The 23623-nt window shown below is 35.5% G+C and carries 22 protein-coding genes and 1 other RNA gene; 3 read left to right on the top strand and 20 right to left on the bottom strand.

All coding sequences use genetic code 11. From position 1 onward, the window contains the following. Positions 1–92: 92 nt before the first annotated feature. The 5 genes from ACQY63_RS01655 to ACQY63_RS01635 form a co-directional block, all read right to left on the bottom strand. The gene (locus tag ACQY63_RS01655) at positions 93–968 is read right to left on the bottom strand and encodes a diacylglycerol/lipid kinase family protein (protein ID WP_428244616.1); all 876 of its coding nucleotides are present in this window, start codon (positions 966–968) and stop codon (positions 93–95) included. Positions 969–1064: 96 nt separating this feature from the next. After that, the gene (hisF, locus tag ACQY63_RS01650) at positions 1065–1826 is read right to left on the bottom strand and encodes an imidazole glycerol phosphate synthase subunit HisF (RefSeq protein ID WP_022166206.1); all 762 of its coding nucleotides are present in this window, start codon (positions 1824–1826) and stop codon (positions 1065–1067) included. A 20-nt stretch (positions 1827–1846) separates the two neighbouring features. Then, positions 1847–2452, bottom strand: a complete 606-nt coding sequence (hisH, locus tag ACQY63_RS01645) for an imidazole glycerol phosphate synthase subunit HisH (protein WP_022166207.1) — start codon at positions 2450–2452, stop codon at positions 1847–1849. Further along, positions 2452–3948, bottom strand: a complete 1497-nt coding sequence (locus ACQY63_RS01640; protein ID WP_022166208.1) for a sensor histidine kinase — start codon at positions 3946–3948, stop codon at positions 2452–2454. The genes hisH and ACQY63_RS01640 overlap by 1 nt, the downstream gene beginning before the upstream one ends. Continuing rightward, on the bottom strand, positions 3948–4625 hold the full coding sequence (locus ACQY63_RS01635) for a response regulator transcription factor (protein ID WP_022166209.1): 678 nt from the start codon (positions 4623–4625) through the stop codon (positions 3948–3950). The genes ACQY63_RS01640 and ACQY63_RS01635 overlap by 1 nt, the downstream gene beginning before the upstream one ends. 435 nt (positions 4626–5060) lie before the next feature. Between ACQY63_RS01635 and ssrA the strand changes: the two genes are divergently transcribed. Beyond that, positions 5061–5400: a transfer-messenger RNA gene (gene ssrA / locus ACQY63_RS01630) on the top strand. Positions 5401–5661: 261 nt separating this feature from the next. On the opposite strand, the gene ACQY63_RS01625 is transcribed toward ssrA, so the two are convergent. Further along, entirely contained in the window at positions 5662–5922 is a 261-nt protein-coding gene (locus ACQY63_RS01625; RefSeq protein ID WP_022166210.1) for a Txe/YoeB family addiction module toxin, read from the bottom strand. Next, positions 5922–6170 carry a type II toxin-antitoxin system Phd/YefM family antitoxin gene (locus ACQY63_RS01620; RefSeq protein WP_022166211.1) on the bottom strand — a complete coding sequence of 83 codons (249 nt, stop codon included), beginning with the start codon at positions 6168–6170 and terminating at the stop codon, positions 5922–5924. The genes ACQY63_RS01625 and ACQY63_RS01620 overlap by 1 nt, the downstream gene beginning before the upstream one ends. Before the next feature lie 339 nt (positions 6171–6509). Here ACQY63_RS01620 and ACQY63_RS01615 point away from each other — a divergent pair, with 339 nt between their 5' ends. Beyond that, complete coding sequence (locus ACQY63_RS01615; RefSeq protein WP_022166212.1) at positions 6510–6989, top strand: DUF6512 family protein; 480 nt, start codon at positions 6510–6512, stop codon at positions 6987–6989. Here the strand turns inward: ACQY63_RS01615 and ACQY63_RS01610 are convergent. The 10 genes from ACQY63_RS01610 to ACQY63_RS01565 form a co-directional block, all read right to left on the bottom strand. Continuing rightward, complete coding sequence (locus ACQY63_RS01610) at positions 6967–7758, bottom strand: formate/nitrite transporter family protein (protein ID WP_428244615.1); 792 nt, start codon at positions 7756–7758, stop codon at positions 6967–6969. The genes ACQY63_RS01615 and ACQY63_RS01610 overlap by 23 nt on opposite strands. 59 nt (positions 7759–7817) lie before the next feature. After that, positions 7818–8801, bottom strand: a complete 984-nt coding sequence (locus tag ACQY63_RS01605) for a Gfo/Idh/MocA family protein (RefSeq protein ID WP_412335030.1) — start codon at positions 8799–8801, stop codon at positions 7818–7820. A 90-nt stretch (positions 8802–8891) separates the two neighbouring features. Beyond that, entirely contained in the window at positions 8892–10337 is a 1446-nt protein-coding gene (locus tag ACQY63_RS01600) for a sensor histidine kinase (RefSeq protein WP_412621965.1), read from the bottom strand. Beyond that, positions 10330–11022, bottom strand: a complete 693-nt coding sequence (locus ACQY63_RS01595; protein ID WP_412335034.1) for a response regulator transcription factor — start codon at positions 11020–11022, stop codon at positions 10330–10332. The genes ACQY63_RS01600 and ACQY63_RS01595 overlap by 8 nt, the downstream gene beginning before the upstream one ends. A 243-nt stretch (positions 11023–11265) precedes the next feature. Continuing rightward, positions 11266–11574 carry a thioredoxin gene (gene trxA / locus ACQY63_RS01590; protein WP_302689180.1) on the bottom strand — a complete coding sequence of 103 codons (309 nt, stop codon included), beginning with the start codon at positions 11572–11574 and terminating at the stop codon, positions 11266–11268. A 123-nt stretch (positions 11575–11697) separates the two neighbouring features. After that, the gene (locus tag ACQY63_RS01585) at positions 11698–11961 is read right to left on the bottom strand and encodes a hypothetical protein (RefSeq protein WP_412335036.1); all 264 of its coding nucleotides are present in this window, start codon (positions 11959–11961) and stop codon (positions 11698–11700) included. A gap of 366 nt (positions 11962–12327) precedes the next feature. Further along, positions 12328–13890: a recombinase family protein gene (locus ACQY63_RS01580; protein ID WP_055146821.1), complete on the bottom strand. Its 1563-nt coding sequence runs from the start codon at positions 13888–13890 to the stop codon at positions 12328–12330. Then, the gene (locus tag ACQY63_RS01575) at positions 13883–15538 is read right to left on the bottom strand and encodes a recombinase family protein (RefSeq protein WP_008369877.1); all 1656 of its coding nucleotides are present in this window, start codon (positions 15536–15538) and stop codon (positions 13883–13885) included. The genes ACQY63_RS01580 and ACQY63_RS01575 overlap by 8 nt, the downstream gene beginning before the upstream one ends. Next, entirely contained in the window at positions 15539–17197 is a 1659-nt protein-coding gene (locus ACQY63_RS01570; protein ID WP_428244614.1) for a recombinase family protein, read from the bottom strand. Positions 17198–17325: 128 nt separating this feature from the next. Next, positions 17326–17571, bottom strand: coding sequence for a DUF6870 family protein (locus tag ACQY63_RS01565; protein WP_008369874.1), 246 nt, complete (start codon positions 17569–17571; stop codon positions 17326–17328). 644 nt (positions 17572–18215) lie between these two features. On the opposite strand from ACQY63_RS01565, the gene ACQY63_RS01560 reads away from it, so the two are divergent. Next, on the top strand, positions 18216–18791 hold the full coding sequence (locus ACQY63_RS01560) for a helix-turn-helix domain-containing protein (RefSeq protein WP_055146818.1): 576 nt from the start codon (positions 18216–18218) through the stop codon (positions 18789–18791). 203 nt (positions 18792–18994) lie between these two features. Here ACQY63_RS01560 and ACQY63_RS01555 read toward each other — a convergent pair whose 3' ends face one another. The 3 genes from ACQY63_RS01555 to ACQY63_RS01545 form a co-directional block, all read right to left on the bottom strand. Next, complete coding sequence (locus tag ACQY63_RS01555; protein ID WP_015540892.1) at positions 18995–20734, bottom strand: ABC transporter ATP-binding protein; 1740 nt, start codon at positions 20732–20734, stop codon at positions 18995–18997. A 1-nt stretch (position 20735) separates the two neighbouring features. Next, positions 20736–22490 carry an ABC transporter ATP-binding protein gene (locus tag ACQY63_RS01550; RefSeq protein WP_428244613.1) on the bottom strand — a complete coding sequence of 585 codons (1755 nt, stop codon included), beginning with the start codon at positions 22488–22490 and terminating at the stop codon, positions 20736–20738. A gap of 111 nt (positions 22491–22601) precedes the next feature. Further along, the gene (locus ACQY63_RS01545; RefSeq protein ID WP_015540891.1) at positions 22602–23231 is read right to left on the bottom strand and encodes a TetR/AcrR family transcriptional regulator; all 630 of its coding nucleotides are present in this window, start codon (positions 23229–23231) and stop codon (positions 22602–22604) included. Between the last annotated feature and the right edge of the window lie 392 nt (positions 23232–23623).

The raw sequence follows: 23623 nt of genomic DNA, 5'->3' as shown, positions 1-23623 counted from the left end.
TTATATACCAATTTGTTGGTACTCGTTTATAAACCGAATCATTTATAAAATAAATTATTTGTACTCATTTATCTGATAAACTATTTTTTCTCTTACTTCTGCAAAATTTCATCAATAAAATTCCTGTCGTTGTATACTTTTATGCCACCTGAAATATTAATGATTTCAAAATGATTTGACGTCATTTTTTCTCCATCAACATTAAAAGTACATAACTCATCAGTATCTATTATAATCTTATTTTCTGAAAATCTTGTAACGTATTCTGAATTTTCGTGTTTTCCTCTTAACAGTTTAATTAAAATTGGAATAATCTTAGGTTTAGGCAATTTTTCAACAAAATATATGTCAAACATACCATCTTCCAATAAAGCATGAGGTGCAATTCTAAAACCGCCACCATAATACTGTCCATTTCCAACTGCAAGAATTGTGCATGAATTTTCTACCTGAGTTTCTCCCATTGTTATTTTCAAATCCTTAAACTTATATTTAAAATAAGAGTATACAAGACTTGCATTGTATCTTTGAGAAACCGGAATCCATTTTTTCTTTCTTATAAATGATATGTTATTTGCCACATCTGCATCCAGTCCAAGACACGCCACATTTATAAAAAATCTGTTATTGATTTTTCCTAAGTCAATATTCAGTATCCCATTTTGATACTGCTTTAGGGTTTTATCAAAATCATTTCCACTGCCTGTTGGAATATTTCCAAGAATCTTGTTTTCAGATTTTGCAATTCCGTTAAGCACTTCGTTTAAATTACCGTCACCACCAACGGAAAAAACTACACATTCCTCATCAGGTATTTTTTTTGCCAGATACTGTGCATCACCTGTTTTCTTTGTGTACATAACTTTGTAAGGCACCTGTCTTTTAAGACATGCCTCTCTTATATTCTTTTCTAATAATTGTTTGTTAATTTTTCCACTTATAGGATTAATTATAAAATAATACTTCATTTGTATCACTCTCTTCTGTAATTAATTATTTTTCTGTCTGATTAACTATTACTATTTTCTTTTTTAACTATTACTATTTTCTTTTTTTGAGTATAGTTATAATCTAACAGAAACCCCATTTTCGTTTAGATATTTCTTTAAATCGCTTATTTCCAATTCCTTATAATGGAACAATGATGCGGCAAGAGCTGCGTCTGCCTTACCATCTGTTAATGCTTCTAAGAAATGTTCTTTCTTTCCTGCGCCACCTGATGCAATTACAGGAATTGAAACATTCTCTGCAATTGTTCTTGTTAATTCAAGGTCATAACCCTGCTTAATGCCGTCACAATCCATACTTGTAAGAAGAATCTCTCCTGCTCCAAGTTCATTTGCCTTCATTGCCCACTCAACGGCATCAATTCCCATATCGATTCTGCCACCGTTTTTGAAAATGTTCCAGCCACTTCCATCCTCACGTCTCTTTGCATCAATTGCCACAACTACGCACTGACTTCCAAACTTGTCCGCTGCTTCACTTATTAAATTAGGATTCATTATAGCTGATGAATTAATTGAAATCTTGTCAGCTCCCTCACGTAAAAGCACCTTAAAGTCATCAACAGTTCTAATTCCTCCACCAACTGTAAAAGGAATAAATACCTGTTCCGCAACCTTTCTAACTAATTCCGTAACAGTGGCTCTATGGTCAGATGTTGCTGTTATATCCAAAAAAACAAGCTCATCTGCCCCTGCTTTGTTGTAAGCCTTAGCTACTTCAACAGGATCTCCGGCATCCCTTAAATTGACGAAATTGGTCCCTTTAACTACTCTGTTGTTATTTATATCCAAACATGGAATAATTCTCTTTGTATGCATATTCTGTCTCCATTCTTACTTTAAATATTTGCAAAATTGTCCAGTATCTTCAAGCCAACATCACCACTTTTTTCAGGATGAAACTGGCACGCAAAAACATTGTCTTTTTCAACTGATGAATGAAAATCAGTAATGTAGTTTGTTTTTGCCTTTACTATTTCCTCTTCTCTTGCTTTTAAATAATAAGAATGAACAAAATAAACATACGCCTGGTGGTCAATATCTTTAAATAGGCGGCCATTGTTTGTAAGTTCTAGGGAATTCCAGCCAATATGTGGAATTTTAAAGCCCGGTGTTTCAGGGAATTTAACAATCTCTCCCGGTAAAATTCCAAGACCTGCCACTCCCGGTGTCTCCTCACTACTTTCAAACAATAACTGAAGTCCAAGACATATTCCCAAAAAAGGAATCTTCTTATCCACAACATCATATATTGTGTTCACTAAATTGTATTCTTTTAATTTGTTCATTGCATCACCAAAAGAACCAACTCCCGGTAATACAACCTTGTCTGCTGAAAGTATTTCATCTCTGTCTCTTGATAAAATAGTATCCTGATCTAAAAACTGAAATGCCTTTTCAACACTCTTAATGTTTCCTGCATCATAATCAATAATTGCTATCATTAATCAAGTCTCTCCTCTGAATTATTGCAGTCTAACTGGAACCAAAATTCCACTCCATTTTCTTTATTTACAACACCACATTCTTTATTATGTCTGTCCATTATTGCCTTAACAATAGAAAGTCCAATACCGTTTCCACCGTAGGCTCTTGTTCTTGCTTTGTCAACTTTATAGAATTTAATCCAAATATTTTCCAGTTCATTTTCCGGAATGTTTTTTCCAGTGTTAAAAACCGCTACTCTTACTATACCATTTTTTTCAGTAATTTCTACTTTAATTATTTTGTTTTCGTCAACATGGTTAATTGCATTGTTCAAATAATTAGTAATTACTTCCTCAATTTGGAACTCATCTGCGTATACATATAAAGGTTCATTATAATCAAAAGTTACATTAATATCCTTTTCTTCCAACTTAATCTTAAGGGAAGCAATAACACCTTTAATTACTGATACAATATCAAATCTCTCCAGATTAACATGTGTGTCACCAAACTCTAACTGGTTTAATGTAAGAAGGTTCTTAACCATCTTATTCATTTTGGAAGCCTCATCAATAATAACATTACAATAATACTTCATATCTTCCGGATCTTCTGTAATTCCGTCCTGAAGCCCCTCAGCATAACCCTGTATTAAAGCAATTGGTGTTTTTAATTCATGAGATACGTTTGAGATAAACTCTTTTCGCATTTCATCTATTTCATTTTTCTTTTCAATATCTTTTTGAAGTTCAATATTAGCAGACTTCAAATCAGTAATGGCTTTCTCCAATTTATCCGACATATCATTCATGCTGTTTCCAAGAACACCTAACTCGTCATTATGATGCCCCTTGTACTTAACATCAAAATCCAAATTCGACATTCTCTTTGAAATATCTGCCAACTCCAACAGTGGCTTAGTATATCTGCTGGTTACAATTAAAATAATTATTGTTGCCACTAATATTGCAACAACTCCTATACCTAAATAAAATTTATTAGAAATACTTATACTTTCCTTAAAGCTTTCCACTGACATACGAATCATTATTGTATAACCGTTAGACAAAGTGCTGGTTAATTCATAATATTTATCAGAAGACTCCTTATCTACTGTGGAATGAATTTTATACCCATTGCCTTTTTCCACAAGAGTAGGTGTCTTGTTTTGCATAATATTTCGACCAAAAATAATGTCACGCCATCTGTCTTCAAGCATTTTACCGGCACCATAGTCGTAAACAACATTACCAGAGTCATCTACTACAATAGATGTAGCCCCTGCCTTTTCACAGGTCTTATTTACCGACTTAGTGCTTGAATCATCAGAAAATGTACTGTCTTCTTTTACAACCTGCTTTATTTTGTAATAAACTTCCTTTATGGAATCCTGTTTTGTTTTCGTATAATATTTCTCCATAAAAAGACTGCTATATATTACAAGTGATGCCATTGACAATGTCATAATAATAACTATTAAAGCAGCCATTTTATATCTTATTGATTTTTTCATTAATTTACCTCGAACTTGTATCCCATTCCCCAAATAGTAAGAATGTATTTTCCGCAGTCGCCTAATTTGCTTCTAAGTTTCTTTACGTGAGTATCGATTGTTCTAGCATCGCCAAAATAATCGTAATTCCAAACATTATTTAGGATTTTTTCTCTTGATAAGGCTATACCTTCATTTTCAACAAAGTATGTAAGAAGTTCAAACTCCTTGAAACTTAAGTCTACAATTTCTCCATGAACTTTTACTAAATGTGCAGCCTTATTAATTTCAATATCTCCTGCCTGCTCAATTTCATTTTGGTCAATCTTGTTAGTTCTTCTAAGAATTGCGTCAACTCTTGCCACCAAAATCCTTGGACTGAAAGGTTTTGAAATATATTCATCCACACCTAATTCAAATCCTAATAATTCATCACTTTCCTCACTTTTTGCAGTAAGCATGATAATTGGAATCTTTGAGAATTTTCTAATTTCCCTGCATACTTCCCAGCCGTCCATCTTTGGCATCATTACATCCAATATAATTAAATCAAAATCATTATGTTCAACAAATAAGTCAATAGCCTCTTCCCCATCAGCCGCTTCTATTACTTCATAGTCTTTTCTAACAAGGAAATCTTTCACTAATTTTCTCATTCTTGCTTCATCATCTACAACTAATATTTTCAACTTTGACATATCCATTATTCCTCCTGCTATACTTTTAGTTATTGTATCATAATAATTTTAAATTAACAAAAAGTTGTGTTTATTATGTGTATTAGAATGAAAAACTTAATGCTAATGCCATTCCAAATATTGATGGTCAACCGTAAATGCCATTTGTTTCTCCTGTCTGTGCTATTATTTTTTCCTATATGTTCTTAAATTAATTAAGTAGAAACTTAAAAACATTTTCAATATACATCTTTTTTCTAAAATTGGGACGTTTTTATTTGATTTTATTAATATTTCTTATTTTTTATTTTTCTTTATTGTTTACAGTGTTTTTTACCCGGCTTTCTTTTTTTTTTATTAGACAAATATTTTTTTTTTTACAATTTGGTAACTTTTTTATTATTGACTTTTATGCCTTAAAAGTTTAACATAATACTTGCACAATTTAATATTTATGGGCTAGTACTGGTTTCGACAGGGATTTGGAATCTGGTGAAGCTATCCGTAGGTGATACGTTAAATCACAACTTTAAAATTAAACGCTGAAGATAATTTAGCTTACGCTGCCTAGTTGCAGCTGTCACTAATAAGTCTCCTACAGCTTGTTAGTTGGCATCGACTTTCGTAGGGAACCCTAATTACAAAGCTTTGAGTAATTAGGAGCATTATGAAGCTACTAAGAGGTAAAGGGTGTTAGTTCCCGTTATCTTAAGGGAATGTCAAATAACTGACTATGATAGTAGAAGAACGGTGGAAGGATTTTTGGACAGGGGTTCGACTCCCCTCTAGTCCACTCTATTTATCCCCTATAAATAAAGGGATTCAGGTGTGTCAAATTTGTTTGACACCAATTTGACACCAATTTTTTAGAATTCTTCTTCCAGCTTTTGTTTTGGAAGATTTTTTTATCTATCATATTTCGTTTTAGTTTTTTATCTGTTCAACCTTATCGCCTACTTTCTTATAATAAAAAGAAGTGAAAAAACTAGATTTCACTTCTTTTCAATGTTTATTATTATATACAATATTATTATTTTGTTTATTTTAATTGACATTACTAATCTTCGTAATGTCCTCGACATGCAATTATCCACAAGAAACCATTTTCGTCTATATTATAAATAAGTCTATTTACCTCATCAATCCTTCTACTCCAAGCCTTTCTATGTCTAAGTGGTTCTGGTTTTCCTATTCCTTGTGTTAATCCCTCTCGTTCAATTGATTTAACAAGTTCGTTAATTCGTTTTAATGTTTTCTTGTCTTGCGTTTGCCAATATAAATAATCATCCCATGCTCTATCTGACCATAATTTCTTCATTAATCCACCTCAATCAATTCATGTTCTTGACCTTTTCCTGATTCAAGTTGTGCAATTCCTCTATCTATCATGGCAAGATATTCATTATTTCTAGCTGCCTTTTCTAATTGATTATATTTATCAAGACTCATAAGGACAACATTTTTTTCATTTTTTCTTGTTACGATGACCGTTTCCTGATTATCAGTAGCCTTATCACAATAATCCTTTAGATTATTTCTTATTGTTGAATAATTTACTGCTAACATATTTCCACCTCTCTTTATAACATGTTCAATTTATTGTACAATATTTTGTACATTTATTTTATCATATTATTATATGCAAATCAAATAGAACTTATTATCCGTAGATGCCCCAAATTTTGTTGTTGATGCAAATGGAGATACATCTTGCTTTAGATTTATTGACAAAATCTTCTAAAGCTACTGAATTAGGTATACTAGTATTATCATTGGCTGGCAATATGATTGCAAGCGCATGGATTAGATTGGCAATTTCTAAAGTGATTTCTGCTCTCTACAATTTAGTATATTTCCCTTATTTCTACATACACTGTTAATATGAATTTAATTGAAGGTGGCTTTATGTATAAAAATTTCAAAAAATATATTATCAGTGGCATTATTTTTACAATTGTTTTCGGCTCTCTTCTCCACTTCTTTTATGACTGGTCGGGAAAAAATGCAATTGTAGGTTTATTCTCCCCTATTAACGAAAGTGTTTTTGAACATTTAAAACTTTTATATTTTCCTATGTTATTGTGGATCGTTCCGGGATATTTTATTTACGGAAAGAAAAACCGCAACTACTTCCTATCTTCATTCATAGGATTAGTTTGCGGTTTAATCTTAACACCTGTTCTATTTTATTTATATACGTCATACACTAAAACATCTATTCTTCCGGTTGATATAGGAATTTTTGTAATTAGTGTTGTTGTATCTTTCGCCTTGTTTGCGTATATATTTTTAAATTATAATTTTAATTTCTTCTCCGTAAAAATGGGAATACTTCTTTGGGAACTTGTTTTTGCAATGTTTATTATTTCTTATCTCTTGCGGTAAACAAAAACATAAATCCAATAAACAAGCCACCAACAATATTTCCAAGTGTAACGGGAACTAAGTTGCTTACTAAAAAGTTATACCATGTAAGACCTGCTGTATCTATTCCAAGGCTACCATACTGTGAATGAATAAATAAACCACCACTTATATAACTCATGTTTGCAACGCTATGCTCGAACCCTGAAATAACGAATACCATAATTGGTAAGAATAATGCCATGATTTTACCTGATACTCTTTCAGCTGTAAGTGCCATCATAACTGCCACACAAACTAATATGTTACAGAATATACCTTTAATAAATGCATCTGAAAAAGAAAGATTACATTTTGCAACTGCTGTTGTCATAATATTCTTTGCTACACCATTGTTAAATAATGAAAATTCATGACCTAACGCATAACCGCCTGTAACAAAAATAGAACCAACAAAGTTTCCAATATATACTACTATCCAGTTTTTAAGCATTGAATAGAATTTAATTCGTTTATCTAATACTGAAATAATTAATAAGTTGTTTCCTGTAAAAAGTTCTGAATTATTTAATATTACCATTGCAAGTCCTGCCGGAAATATTAATGCTGCTATTAACTTTCCAAGTGATGCATTTTCTACTGTTGTTGCAGCAACTGATGATGCAACTCCTGCAAATGAAATAAACATACCTGCCATAAATGCCAATGCAAACATTTTACCTAATGGCATGGTTGTTTTTCCCATTCCTCCTTCTGAATATTTTACTGTTGCCTGCTTCGCGTTTAACATTTTTTATACCTCTTTAAATTTTTTTCCTGTAGTATTCTAACAGATTTTCCGACAAATTGTTAGTGTTTTTTATCTGCAGGGAAAACTATCCCCTGAATTGCTCTTGCCTTGTCCATAATTTCAAGTGCCATAAGTGAATATTTGCTATGTTTATCACTATAGTCATGGCTATTTATCATTGTCTCCCACTCTTTCGCTTCAAATACCAGATTATTGTCTAACTCTACGTTATAGACTTCCTCTGTAGTTCCATCGTTGTAACGAACTATTACACGTCTTGGACAATCTATTGCTTCAATTAAAATTGCTCCTTTTTCACCTTGTATTTCACTTGGTGTAAAACCATTTGAAATTTTTGAATAGGTTATGTCTGCCAACATATCCTTATACTTAAGGGATATAGTTCCTTCTCCGTCTATACTATCCGGTAAAATAATGGCGCTTGCATCAATTTGCTCAGGCATACCAAATAATTTTACCATTGGATGAACGCAATATACTCCAATATCCATAATCGCTCCATTGGAAAATTTAGGGTTAAAAGCATTTTCCACAATACCGTTTTTAAACTTATTATATCTTGATGAATACTGGCATAGCTTAAAGCTTGCTCTTCTTACAGGAGCTATTTTTTCTATGGCCTTTTCCACCGCCTTAAAGCCATCATCATAAACAGGGCGCATTCCTTCAATTAAAACCACATTGTTTTCATTTGCTTTTTCAATTAAAATTTCCACTTCCCTGCTATTACTTGCCATAGGCTTTTCAACAAATACATGTTTCCTATTTTCAATCATTTTAAGAGCCTGTTCAAAATGAAAGGATGTTGGACTTGCAATATAAACAGCGTCTATGCTATCGCATTTTGCAAGTTTATCTAAATCATCAAAGAAAAGAGTGCTTCCGTACTTTTCACCAAACTCTTTTGCTTTTTCAATGTTTCGTGAATATGTTCCCTTGTATTTCAAGCTATCACATTGTGAAGCCGCCTCAAGGAACCAATCTACAACAAAATTAGTGCCAACAGTTGCAAAATTAATCATAATTTCCTCCTAATCTATAAATGTTACTTAACGTTTCACCTTATACCTATTAGGATTATACCGTTGGCACTAACTTATTTCAATTTTCTATTAATTGCTTTTTTGCACTTTAGGTAATTCAATGTAGAAAACAACACCGTTCTCAACATTTTCACACCCGTACTTTCCATGATGTAACTCTACAATACTTTTTACAAGATATAGACCAAGTCCACTGCCTTTTTGTCCATTTAAGGTTGCACTGTCGTTGCCCTGATAAAACATGTTCCAAATATTTTCAATGTTTTCTTCAGGTATATGTTTTCCATCATTTTCAACTTCGACTTTAATATTGTTTTCGCCAGACATAACTCTAACGTAAACATTACCTTCTTCTTTGCAATGTTTTATTGCATTTGTTATGTAATTACTCACTGCCTGAGTGAAAAATCTTTCATTAACTTCTGCCATACATTTTTCAGTATAGCTTTCATGAAGAGAAATGTTTTTCGCAAAGAAAAGCTTATCATAGTCTCTACAAGTGAATTCTACAAGTTCGTTAATATCAGCACTTACAACCATTAACTCTTCCTCTGCACTTTGCATTGAATATATAACTATCATGTCATTAATCATTTGAGACATATTCTCCGTTTCCTCTATGATAGACTGACAATATTCCTTCTTTTTCTGCTTATCCTGCAATAGTTCTAACATTTCCACCTGACTTGAAATAATGGCAAGTGGTGTTTTCATTTCATGGGAAACATTGTTTACAAACTGCTTTCTGAGATTTTCAACTTTTGTTTTATTTTCTATTTCATTTTCCAATTCAGTAATCTGTTCCCTGATTTTTGATAACATAATATTAATGCTATGGGCTAAACCTGAAAGTTCAACAAATTCCTGATTTTCATTAATATTAAGTTCAAAGTTATTCTTTACAGCAAGTTTTGTATTTTCTTCAATTTGTCTTATTGGCTTACAAATACGGTTAGAAATTACAACAGAAACAATTACTCCAACTACAGCAACAAGAATTAACATTATCCCAAAGAATAACTTATAATATGATAAATGTATTTTCATATTACTTTTTAATTCATATACATATAAATAATATTTGTTGCCATTCTGAGTTATTATTTCACGCCCTGAAATTTTTCCCACACCATTATTTGTAACTATTTCTTTCTCAGAGAATCTATACAATCTACTGACAATGCTATTTTCAACCTTTGCTTTTGCCTTTGCATTTTGTGCCATAGGCTTAAAATTCTTTGTTTTTGACGTTACATATATTGGTTCAAATTTTTCATTTGCAATAACAAATCTCAACTTCTGTTCTTCATAAGAAATAATATACCTGTTTTTATATGTAAGAGTAGATATATCCTCTTTTTGCAGTGTGTTGAGCGATTGCTTAATTACCCCAATCTTTCTGCTGAAATAATAATCCTCTGCAAATGCACTAAATAAAACAAACAATATACCCAATATAAAAAATATTGTAATTGTCTGCATAATTATCATTCGGCTTTTTATTGTTTTAAACATCTTCAACCTCAAAAATATAACCAATGCCATATATTGATTTAATATATGGACACTCATCACTTAATTTTATTCTTATCTGTTTTACAATTGTGTCAACTGTTCTATAAGTCCCGTCATAATCCGGTCCCCATACAGCATCAAGAATCTGCTCTCTTTTCAAAGTGACATTTTGATTTTCAATAAAGAAACTTAACAAATCAAATTCCTTTGGTGTTGTAACTATATGTTGGTTATTTACATACACTTTCCTTGCTTTGCAATCCAATGAAAGTTTGCCAGCTTCAAGCTTCTTATGTCTGTTCTCTGATTTGTATGTTCTTTTTAAAACTGCTTCAATTCTTGCTTTCAAAAGAGCTAACATAAACGGTTTCTTAATGTAATCGTCTACACCATTTCCAAAACTTTTTACCTGTTCCACATCTCCCGATTTTGCTGTCATCATAATAACTGGAACCTCTGATGTTTCTCTTATCTTCTGTAAAACATACTGACCATCATAAATTGGAAGCATTATATCTAGTAAAACTAAGTCAATTGAGTGAATGTTTTTTTCAAATTGTTCCAATGCCATTTCACCATCTTTTGCTTCAATAATGTTATAGTCATATAATTTCAAAAAATCACTTACAGTTGTTCTTAATTTTTCTTCATCTTCAACAATAAGTATTGTTCTATTAATTTTCATCAGTTAATCTCCTCGTATCTTAAAACTCCATCTTTCAGTAAAAATTCTGTAATATACTGCAGATTTCTAAACCATCGATTATTAAGCCATTATCACAGCAATCTATTACAACTATCCATACTCTATCTCCTATATAGTATCTTAATAAATTGATAGAATTAAAATATAATGTGTCCATTAATCTTTAAATTGCTATTAATTGCTGTAATTTACTGCTAATTTAATATTTTCACACAATCAGTTTTATTTTAGTAATTCTAAAACTTCTTCTTTTGATACAAGTCCCACTGATCTGTTTACCTCAACACAATTTTCAAATACAAGTAATGTTGGAATACTCATAATGTTGTACTCAATTGAAATTGTAGGTTCTGTATCAACATTTACCTTGCATACTTTTACATCTTCTAATTCTTCTGCCAACTTATCAATTACAGGACTTAACATTTTACATGGTCCACACCAGTCTGCCCAGAAATCTACTAAAACTTTCTTATCAGACTTTAAAACTTCCTCTTCAAAATTATCTTTATTTACTTCAATAATTGCCATAATATTCTCCTCCTAACTGTTTGCTTAGCTATTTGTTGTTTAACTTTTTTGTTTTATTGGCTAATTGTTTAACCTATTGTTCTTTATTGATTATTAATCATTTAGCTGATTGATATTTGTTCTTCAGCCATTCATTCTTTTGTAGTATAACCATTTTTTATATATAATTATACTAATTTTGATTTTAACTTTTTTACGGAAATGTTTCAACACAAAAAAGGATACCTTCCATACATGATTAGCTGCAAATTTAATTGCAAAAGATGCATAACTCTTTGAGTTGTCAGCCTTATCAAACACTTCTGCCACAGGTTTTGGTGGTGTTGCAAGCATTCCACCTTTTACCGGTTCCATAATAATTACAGGTAAGTTATATTTTCTTGCCACCTCATAACATGCTCTAGATTGAATTGAAAATACATCGGAACATAACTAATCAATGTTTAATTTAATTTTAGACTTTTTTCTTTTCTATGTCTAATGCTTATTTATTATCTTTTATGCTTTTTAAGTATATTATATATGCTTATAATGTTTAATAACATTAATCAGGAAAGCTTCTTGAAAGGCATAGAGCACCCGAGGATGTCAAGTCATTGCTACAAACTTTTTTGCCACTTTTTCCTCGATTTTTCCCATAAAACCGTTGTTTTGGAACAGAGGACGTTATATTGTTGTCACAAAATCAGCAGGGAGGATGTAACGTCATTGCTACAAGTTCAGTAGTAGTGGACGTTACATTATTGCTACAAATCAAGCCAGTGATTTCCATTCCACCTCCACTCTCCCATCATCATACACATATATCCCCTGCACATATTCTTCCAGCATCTCTCGTGTCAGCTTTTCATAGCCTAAATACATCAACATCTGCTCCACCGGAACATTCTTTTTCATCAGGATTTCTTTCTCACCGTTTATCAGTTCTTCCAACTCCTGTATACGTTTCTGCAATCGTTCTCTTTCTTCTTCCAACTGCTTCTTGGCTTCCATGAACTGTTTCTGGTTCATCTGTCCCTCATGATACTTCTCATAGTTCTGACGGTTCTGAAGCTTTATCTGCTCCTGACGTTTTTCACAGTCCGTACTTTCCAGCTCATAGGCTTCTATGCTGTCCGTATGCTGTTTTCTCATAGATTGCTGCATCTGTTCCTGGCTGATATTCTGACGTAAATATGCCTTAATTTCTGCCAGCACGATATGCTCTAGCATTTTGTTATCAGCTTTTCCGGCAAAGCATCCTGTATCTTCTTTTCCTTTACTGTAAGCACAGCTATAAAGGATATGACCATGAACCGGACTGCTTGAAGTCAGGCTTCTGCGACAATTTCCGCATTTCACATAGCCACCTAACAATGTTGTTTCCCTGTCGAATTTGCTTTTCTTGGTGTATCTGATCTGCAAGGACTGTGCTTTTTCAAAAATTTCTTTTGATACGATCGGCTCGTGATGATTTTCCATCACTTTCCACTGATTTCTCGGTACCGGTACTTCTTTCCCTGTTCCGGGATCTGGAATTTTTGTCTTTCCATAGACCATACAGCCTATATAAGTTTTATCATCCACAATCTTCCGTATCATATCACTCGTCCACTGCAGTCCTCTTGATGCAGCTTTCTTGCTGTCTGATTTCTGTCGTCTGCTCATGGACTGCAAGGGAGTCAGTACCCCCTCTTCATTAAATAACCGACAAATCTCCATCTTGGAATACCGCTGATTTGTCAGTTCAAATACTCTGCGAATCACTTCTGCTTCGTCCTCTACAATCACCAGTTCTTTCTTATTTTCAGGATTGATTCGATACCCATAAGGTGCAGATCCACAGCAATACTCACCTTTTCCTCGTCTGGTACTGACTGCCGATTTTACCTTTACAGACTGGTCTTTCACATAAAAATCTGCGATCAGTCCTTTAAACTGTACTTCGATGTCGGAACTCTTTCCTATATAATCTTTAGAATCATATCGGTCTGAGATAGAAATAAATCGTACTCCCAGGAATGGAAAAATCTGTTCCAGATAAGTTCCCATCTCAATATAGTTTCTGGCAAAACGTGAAAAATCTTTTACCACAATACACTGCACTTTATTCTCCCTAGCAAGTTCCAGAACCTGCTTAATTGCCGGACGCTCCATACTGGAACCAGAATATCCATCGTCGTAGAACTCCTGAAATGGCATAGAAGCCAGTTCCGGGATATTGGAAATATAATCTTTTACCAGTTTTCTCTGATTGATAATGCTGTTACTTTCTCCCTCTGAATCATCTTCCATGGAAAGACGGTAATATCCAATAATCAGTTTCTGATCACTCATGTTCTACCGCCCCCTTAAACCCGAAGTTGATTTCCAGTCTGCCATCACCATACAGATACATACTTTCAATCAAGCCCTCCGCAAGTTCCGCATTGATTCTGGTTGTCCCATCCAGTTCCAACAGACTTCGTAAAAATCTGGCTTCTTTTTTCTGTTGTTTTTCCAGCTTTCGTATGGTCTGCTCCAGAGACTTCTTTCTCTCTTCACAAAACTCTTTCCAGTTATTACGGTCATCTTTCATTTCTATATAGGCTTCTTTGGAAAATTCACCCTCTTTATATTTCATAAATGCCTGTGCCAGTTTTTCTGAACGTCTTTCCATATCTGCATCCAATTTTCTGATCTCAGTTTGAATCTCATTGATTTTGGAAAGAAATACCGCACTGCTTATAGCAGACATATCCTTTTTCCGCAATCCAGATAACTGAAACTGTCTGGTTAGCTCCGAACGGACAATTTTCTGCAGCTTCTCTTCGGAAATAGATTTGTGACTACATTTTCTTTCATCCCGATACCAGGCAGCATTGCAAAAGTAATACACATTGCCTCTGTATCTACGTGTACACATTTTCCGCTTACAATCACCACAATAGAATACATTGTAAAATGCTCTTTCATCATCTTCCCACCCTGCAGTAGTTTTTGTTGCTTTCTGTTGTGCTGCTTTTAGCCTGACCTGTGCTTTTTCAAACAATTCTCTGCTAATAATTGGCTCATGGGCATTTGGCGTAATAATCCACTGGCTCTCGTCCAATATGTCACACCATTTTTCACCTCTTTGAAATCTGGATTCATATTTTCTCTGAACCAGATCGCCATAATAATTATTCCGGTTCAGCACTGCACGTATCGAAGAATTTCCCCACTGATGAAGGTTCTCTCCGTCCTGACAGTACACATGATGATATTGGTTATAATCTGAAATCCGATGTACCCTATCCTCAAACAGCCTGTCAATAATGCTCTGTACGCCATCTCCCGAAGCATATTCTTCAAAAATCCTGCGGACAATCTTTGCAGCTTCCGGTTCCACCATCAACTTATAAATTCCATTTATCTTTTCCACACAATATCCATATGGAGCTGTAGATCCCACATACTCACCATTTTTCTGTGCAATACGTTTCGCTGCCCGTTCTTTTGCGGAAATGTCTTTCGCATAAGCATCATTCACCAGATTCTTGATATTCATGGATAATTCCTGATTCTTGGCATCCGGTGCAAATGAATCATAGTTGTCACATACAGAAATAAACCGCACTTTCATAAAAGGAAGAATCTTTTCCAGATAGTTGCCAGTTTCGATATAATTTCTTCCAAATCGTGAGAAATCCTTTACCAGAATACAGTTTATTTTACCTTCCCTGACATCATTCATCATCCGTTCAAATCCCGGTCTGTCAAAATTTGTTCCGGTTTTTCCCAGATCAGAATAAATGTTATATACAGCAATTTCATACTCTCTGTTCGGATTTTCATTGTGCTTCTGAATGAACTCTTTTATCAGCGTAACCTGTGTTTCAATAGGTTCTGACTTTTTTTCATCACTGTCTACGGATAATCTGACATAAATTGCAGCCATACATACCGGAATCCCAAGAACTTTCTTCTCTGTGTTTTTCTTATATCTTTTTGCTGTCCTTGCCATTTATCCCACCTCTTTCCTGCACTCTGTCCGGTGTTCCGCATAAAACCGTCTTATGACTTTCATTTTCTCAATCATATCCTGATAACGGATATGAATTTTGATCTGTTTGTTTTCATAAATATAGATTTTATCTACAGTCAGTGCCAGCAATGTGCGATCCAGTTCTTTGATTTCCAGTGATTTCTTCCAGTCCTCCAACTGAACAGTTGCAGACACTCCACCCTCAAACATTTGCTTTACCAGTTTTTTCTGGTTTTCAATCATCTGCTCCAGTTCTTCACATTTTCTTCCGTAACTTTCCCGAAAATCATCGAACTCCTCTTTGCTGATCAATCCCTCTTTCAAGTCATCACCCAAAGATGCTTTCAGGCTGTAATAACGGTTATATTCTTCCTGCAACTTACTAATCTGCGTATCATAACCGATTACCTGATCGTAACTGACTTTCATTTCACAAAGTTCTTCCATAATCATCTGATAGTCTACGAAAAGTGCCGTATATGCCTGAATCTCTTTCAATACAATCCTTTTCAGCACCTCTTCCGGAATACTGTGTCTGGTGCAATCTCCACCTTTATTTTTTGTCTGGCAAATATAAAAGGCTTTTTTCTTTCCCTTATACTGATTTACCCTGCGTATCATCGGTGTATGGCAATCTCCGCAAAATACAAAACCCGAAAAAAAGTTTGCACTGTCCGATGTTTTCGATGCCCTGCCATCATACTGAAGTAGCTTCTGCACCACATCAAAATCATTCTGCCTGATTATTGCCGGATGCGTATTTTCTACTTTCACCCACTCTGATTCTGGCTTATCCAGACGTTGCTTTACCTTATAGCTGATTCGTTCCTGCTTGCCTTGCACCATGTTTCCAATGTAAACCTCGTTGGTCAGAATCCTTTTAATCTGCACTGCCGACCATTTCGGTGTGTCTGAGCTGTGAAATCCAGAATTGTAATTCTCGCCATTTGCCTTTTTATATTCTTTTGGCGACTGCACATGACGTACATTCAGTTTTTCTGCGATTGCTCCAAGACTGAATCCATCAATTTTCCACGAAAATATTTTTCTTACAATATCTGATGCATAAGAATCAATCACCAGACAATTCTTATTCTCTGGATCTTTGCAGTAACCATACGGGGCAAACGCTCCAATAAATTCACCTTTTTCACGTTTGATTTTCTGGTGGCTTCGCACTTTACCGGAAATGTCCCGACAATAGCTTTCATTTACGAAATTTTTGATTGGAACTACAAATGACTTCTCTGAAAAATCTGCTGTTTTACTGTCAAACTGGTCTGTAACTGAAATAAAACGCACATTTAAAGCCGGGTAGGTCTTTTCGATCCATCGCCCGGCTTCTATATATTCTCTTCCGAATCTGGATAAGTCTTTTACAATCACGCAATTTACTTTTCCAGCTTCTATATCAGTTGTCATTCGTTTAAACTCAGGTCGATCAAAATTTCCTCCTGAGTATCCGTCATCCACATATATATCAAAGATCTGAATATCCGGCTGGCTTTTTACAAAGCTCCGAAGTAACTCTCTCTGATTTGCAATGCTGTTGCTCTCTGACTTCACACCGCCCTCTTCCATATCATCTTTCGATAATCGAAGATACAATGCAGCATCGTATATATCTGGCATATTCATTTGCATCTGTTCCATTTTACATCGCTCCCAACTTACTTATTCCATTGAATTTGAAGTCAGAAACCATGTATCACGTTCATTTTCCCTGACCTCACATTAACATAACATCTGTACCTTTGCAAGACATTTTAATACATCAACTCCGTCCTTTTTCTCAGATAATCACTAATGGCATCTGTGGCATCCATTTCTCCTGTCATCTCCACAACCACTACATATCCTTCATTCATGTGAGCATACGGCTGATCGCCGGATTTATCCAGAAAAGTTTCCACTTTCTCAGAAATAGCTTTATCCATATCAGGAATTAAATCTTCAATGTCCTTTAACTGCTCCAGATCAACACTAGAATCTATTACCGACTGATTCACCATGATGCTCACCTCTTTTCCAACATATTCTTTGTATCAGTTGTCCTATACCTACAATTTTCTCAATCACATCACCTTACCTTTCACATTTTGTTCTCAAATTTTATCTATTACTATGGCATTGCATATTCTGTTCGGCGTGTTGGCTTCCATTTGTATAACCCGTTGTCAACGTCACAGTCAACCTCTATCAGAGTATTTCTGAATACTGCCAGCTTCTTCGCAAGCTTACCAGTCGTTTCCGGAGTATCTTCGACGCTCGCCCATAAAATCATTTACAGGGTTATGGCATCTGTGAGATCAGATTATACAGCTCATGTAATTTTCAAGGTACAAAAGAGTTTTTTTGAATATCCTTTCACTTATTACAGCCTGGAAACACCAAAATGTTGTTCACTTCAAAAAAATCCTCTCACTAATAAAGCCTGACAGAAGGATTTTACCAACCTCATTTTGCAATAATTTGCAAAAAGTATTTATCCTCATCTGTACATTCGCTTTCATGCGAACCTTTATCGTACTGTTATTTTAATTCGCATTCATGCGAATGTCAAGTGTTTTGTTCGCTTCAATGCGAATCTTTCTGTTTACATTCACTGTTTTTGGTAGTAAAATGGATTTATCAAAAAGAAAGTGGGAAATCTGATATGACAATCGGTGATAAAATAAAAAAAATCCGGACATTCCGGAATATGACACAGGCAGAACTTGGTGCTGCCCTCGGTTGGGGCGATAAAGGTGCAAATCGTCTTGCCCAATATGAAACGAATTACCGGGTTCCCCGCAAAGATCTGGTAACTGAAATGGCTAAGATTCTGGACGTAAACCCACTGACACTACATGAGCCAACCACGATGGACGCCTCTGAACTGATGGAAATTCTGTTCTGGATTGATGAATTTAACCCAGCAGCTATTAATCTCTTTCAGTTAGAAACCTATCCGGGTGAAAAATGCAATTCCAGTGAGGATACCGCTGTCCGTTATCATGATTCTGATAACTGGCCGGCTCATCCACCTGTTGGTATGTGGTTCAATTATGGAGTTCTCAATGATTTTATGAAAGAATGGGTTCTCAGAAAAGAAGAATTGAAATCCGGTAAAATTACCAGAGATGAGTATTTTGAGTGGAAAATTAACTGGCCACAGACCTGTGATGGGTGTGGGAAATATGAGCCGAAAAGGCAATGGCGATCTGCAAATGCAGAACTTAGTGAAACTTAGCAAAACTTAAATTTATTATGTTTTTTCTCTTTAACCAAAGAAGAAAGCACTGAAAACCATTAGTCCAACGGTTTTCAGTGCTTTTTTCATATTGCTCTATTGAATTTTCCTCATTCCACCTATACAAGTGAAACTTAGAGAAACTTAAATGAAATCTCTTTCAGACAATTCAATTTGGATATTCTCCAACTGTGGATTATTTCTCAGTGGGCCAGTTTCCAGCTTACTGCCTGTTGCCTTGCATCCACAAATCTCTTATAAATACCTTCCTGCTTCATTAGCTGCTCATGTGTTCCCTGCTGTACAATTCTTCCTTTGTCAACAACCACAATCTGGTCTGCATGTCTGACTGTTTTTAATCTGTGGGCAATCATAATAATCGTTTTTTCCTTTGTAAGTGCATCTACTGCATCCATCAGATCCTTTTCATTCTCCGGATCAACATTGGCTGTTGCCTCATCTAATATAACGATCGGTGCATCCTTCATGATTGCTCTGGCTATCGAGATCCGCTGTTTCTCGCCACCGGAAAGTGTAGCTCCACCTTCTCCGATCACTGTGTCATATCCATCCGGAAGTTTGCTGATGAAATCGTGACAGCACGCTTTCTTTGCCGCTTCCACCACTTCCTCATGGCTTGCATCCTGACGTCCGAATTTAATATTATTCTCAATGGTATCTGCGAACAAATACACTGACTGAAATACGAATGAAAAATTACGCATCAGACTGTTCATGCTATAGTCTTTTACATTCACGCCTCCAAGCGTTACTTCCCCGGAATCCACATCCCAGAATCTGGCAATCAGATTGCAAAGTGTTGTTTTTCCTCCACCGGATGGTCCAACAATTGCTGTCGTCGTTTTCTGTGGGATAGAGAGCGATACATCATCAATAATTTTCCGTTTATCATAGGAAAACGAAATGTAAGAAAGTCTGATATCGTAATTTTCCGGCTGGATCTCTTTGCCGTCGATATCCATGGTATCCAGTTCCAGTATTGCATTTGCTTTATCTACACATACACTTACCACATGTAAAAGGGATGAATAATTTCCTGCACATTCCAGGCTGGAATAAAGCATAAATGCTGAGATTGTCATACCAATTGCATAGACTGCACTCATAGTTCCATTAATATAAAAATATGCACTGCATGCTACAATCACTGCACCTGTGATTTTTGTTATCACACTTTGCAGAAAATGATAGGGAACAAACAACATCTCCATCTTTGTATTGATCTTTTCACATGCTTCATTTGCATCATTTAATCTTTTCGCCTGTTTTCCAAGCAGGTTGTATGATTTAACTTCTGATATTCCCTGCAGATACTCCATGATCTGGTTTACAAGTTCCGTATCGCATACCACTTTTTGCTCTGAATCTTTTTTACCCGCATTCTGCATCACAGAATTGACCCCAAAGAAAATAAGTACTCCTGCTGCAGCGATCAGTCCGATTCTCCAGTCAAAAATAAACAGCATAAGAATGATCATGGATGTTTCCAGAATTCCCTGCATGGTCAGCATAACCACTCTCGCAGCTACATCGCCAAGTGTTTCCATTGTATTCGTCGTAATAGAAGAAATTTCCCCGATGCTGTTGGCATTAAAATATCCCATCGGCAGATAACGCAGATGCTCTGCAATCTTGATTCTCATAAAAGCACTCGCATTATATCCGCCTTCTGTCTGAAGCACCGTAGAGTATCTCTTACAGATGACATCAACTACAATTGCAATCACCATGATCGCAATTGAACCACCAATATATTTTCCTATTGGTTTTCCACTCATCAAACCAATCAATATGTACATAATAGCCGGTATCTTCATTGCTGAAGCGAGAGCCTCTATAAGTCCGATCACTATCGACAGTTTAAATTTATTACCATTTTCCCTGCCTGAAAAACGAAAGAATTTTGCCAGAATTCCAAACATATCATTCTCCCTCCTTCACCGTATCTTTTACAGAAATATGGGCATCCCACATTTCCTTATAAAGCGGGCATGACATCAGTAGTTCCTCATGTGTACCATGTGCTGTTACATTTCCATCATTTACGACAAAGATCTGATCACTGTCCTTAACGGTAGAAAGCCTGTGTGCGATTACGATCAGTGTCTTCCCTGCTACCAGTTTTGCAATAGAATTCTGCAGAATCGCCTCATTTTCCGGATCCGTATAAGCAGTTGCCTCATCAAGAATTACAATCGGAGCATCCTTCAGCATTGCCCTTGCAATGGAGATACGCTGCCTCTCTCCTCCTGACAGATGTCCTCCTGCACCTCCTACAACCGTATCAAATCCGTTCTCAAGCTGCATGATAAATTCATAGCATCCGCTTTTCTTTGTCACCTCGATGATCTGTTCATCTGTAGCCTCCGGATTTCCCTGTCTGATATTTTCACGTACCGTTTCATTGAACAGATAATTATCCTGTGCAACATATGCAATTTTCCGATTAAAATCTGCAAGCGACATTTCTTTGACATCAACTCCACCGATTTTAATACTTCCGGAATCCACATCCCACAAGGACGCAATCAGCTTTGCGATGGTTGACTTGCCGCTTCCGGAAGGTCCTACGATTGCATTTACCGTTCCTGCTTTTAGCTCCATAGTTACTCCATGCAGAATCTCTTTGTCGTGATAACCAAATCTGACATCTTCAAGAGTAACGGAGTTATCTTTTGGAACACTTTTACTTTTCTCTGGACGTTCAAGCTCCGGCTGTTCCAGAATTCCTGCCACTTCACCAACAATCACTCCGATCTTGCCAAGATCATCTGTATAGGAACCCACTGTGATCAACGGTCCAACGATTCCAAGTGATAAAATAATGCAGATGACAAAATCTGAAATCGCAAGTGTTCCATTGGCTACATAATGTGCCCCAAACGGCAATACCGTAAGAAGCGTATAAGGTGTGACCACCATCATCAGTCCATGAAAGATCGAGCACCGTTTCATCCAGGAAATAAAGGAATCTGCATAAGCCATAGCCGCCTTTGTAAATTTTGCATAAGAACTTTCTGTCTTTCCAAATGCCTTGATCACTTCGATTCCGTCAATATATTCCACTGCCGCATCATTCAGATCTTTTGTTGTCTGAACCGTTCTCTCGAAGCTTGGTTTATAATCCAGCATCATTCCGAAATAGGAAAGAAATCCCACTATAACCGGCACCAATGACCAGAGTGCCAGTCTCCAGTCTGTCAGGAAGAAATAAATCAAAATCAAAATCGGTGCCAGCAGATTGGACGTGAATTCCGGGACAATATGCGCCAGTGTTGTCTCGATACTGTCGATTCTTTCCACCATAATATTTTTAAATGTACCGGAAGGTGTGTCTTTCACATAGCCAAGAGGTACCCGCGCCAGCTTGTCACAGCAGGATTTTCTTATATTTGCAAGTACTGCAAACGTTGCTTTATGTGACAATGCTGTCGAAAGTGAATGAAGCAGTTCTGCAATGATAAACGATAATGCAATCAGAACCGCTTTTGCAAGATATATTTCAAGCTCCTTTTCACCATTTAAAAACAGCTTTACTATATCTGCAATAATAAAATACGGCAAAATCTTAAAAATCACATTTCCGATTGCAAGTAACACACTCCATACATAGGCAATTCTTTTTTGTCCGGCCCATGTCAGGATCCAGCTGACTGCCGACTTCTTTTTTTCTTTCACATTCGTTCACTCCTTACTTTGGTTTTATTGTTGTTTCTTTCATTAGTTTATTCTAACTCATATATAATAAAATAGGTGGCTTACTGGCATTAGCCACCTGATTTACATTAGTTATACCGGGAATTCAATATTCCACAATCGTTCCCAGCCACCTGTATTGAATTCTTTCAGCTGATGTACATTTTTCTTTGCAGTCTCTCTATCTATATCGTGCTCAATGATCTGAAATACTGATGAAAAAAATCCCGTATAGATCATATGCATAAGGCTTTCCTCTACAATCGGTATTTTCACACCGTTCTCTTTCATCTTTTCCATATAATTCAAGCTGGACTTCATTTCCCGCTCTACCATATTGTGTATGAATAGTTCAAATTTTCCACTGTCTCCACATTTCAACAATAATCTGAAATTATCATAATGATCATAAATATAATCAACCATCCGCTCCATTCCGTCACTGGATGTATACGACATATTCCTTGTCTGATCACTGGCCGAAAGCTTTTCAAACTCCTCAACGATCTGATCATAAATCTGATAAATGTGTTCCATATAAGGATCTGTCAGTGCATCAAAAAGTGCCTCTTTCGTCGGATAATATTTGTAAAATGCACCAGTAGTAAGTCCGGCATCTTTTACAATGTTTCTTAAAGATGCTCCGGTCAGACCATCTTTCAGGAAATGTTTTCTGGCTGTATTTAATATATTTTTCTGTGTATCTTCTGCTTTTGTCGACATTCTTTTCGTATCCTCTAAAGTTCTTTCCAAAAATATAACAGTGCTATATAGCACTGTTATATTTTAACTCATTACAGGAATTTGTCAAGTCTGCTGTTTCGATTTTTTATTTTCCCGTGTATTCAATTTTCACTTAGCAGATGCATCTGTAGTTTGATTTTGCCGTCGTCACACCACATGATTCTCTTCAGCATCTTTCCTTTTGACCAATATAAACTTTTCATTGCTATATATAAGAACGGAACCATGATTTTGCGTGTTGCCTTTCCAATTTGTACAAACTGTCCACCATCAAAAAATACATGCTTTAACGGTATTTTTGCCTATGTCAGAAATGCCATGGCAAGATCTGCACCAATCGAAGATGCAACTACAAGTTCTATTTCTTTGAT

Source organism: Eubacterium sp. Marseille-QA0814 (assembly GCF_965119675.1).
In the GTDB taxonomy this organism is placed as follows: Bacteria; Bacillota; Clostridia; order Lachnospirales; family Lachnospiraceae; genus Eubacterium_G.
This window is presented reverse-complemented; position numbering and strand designations above follow the sequence as displayed.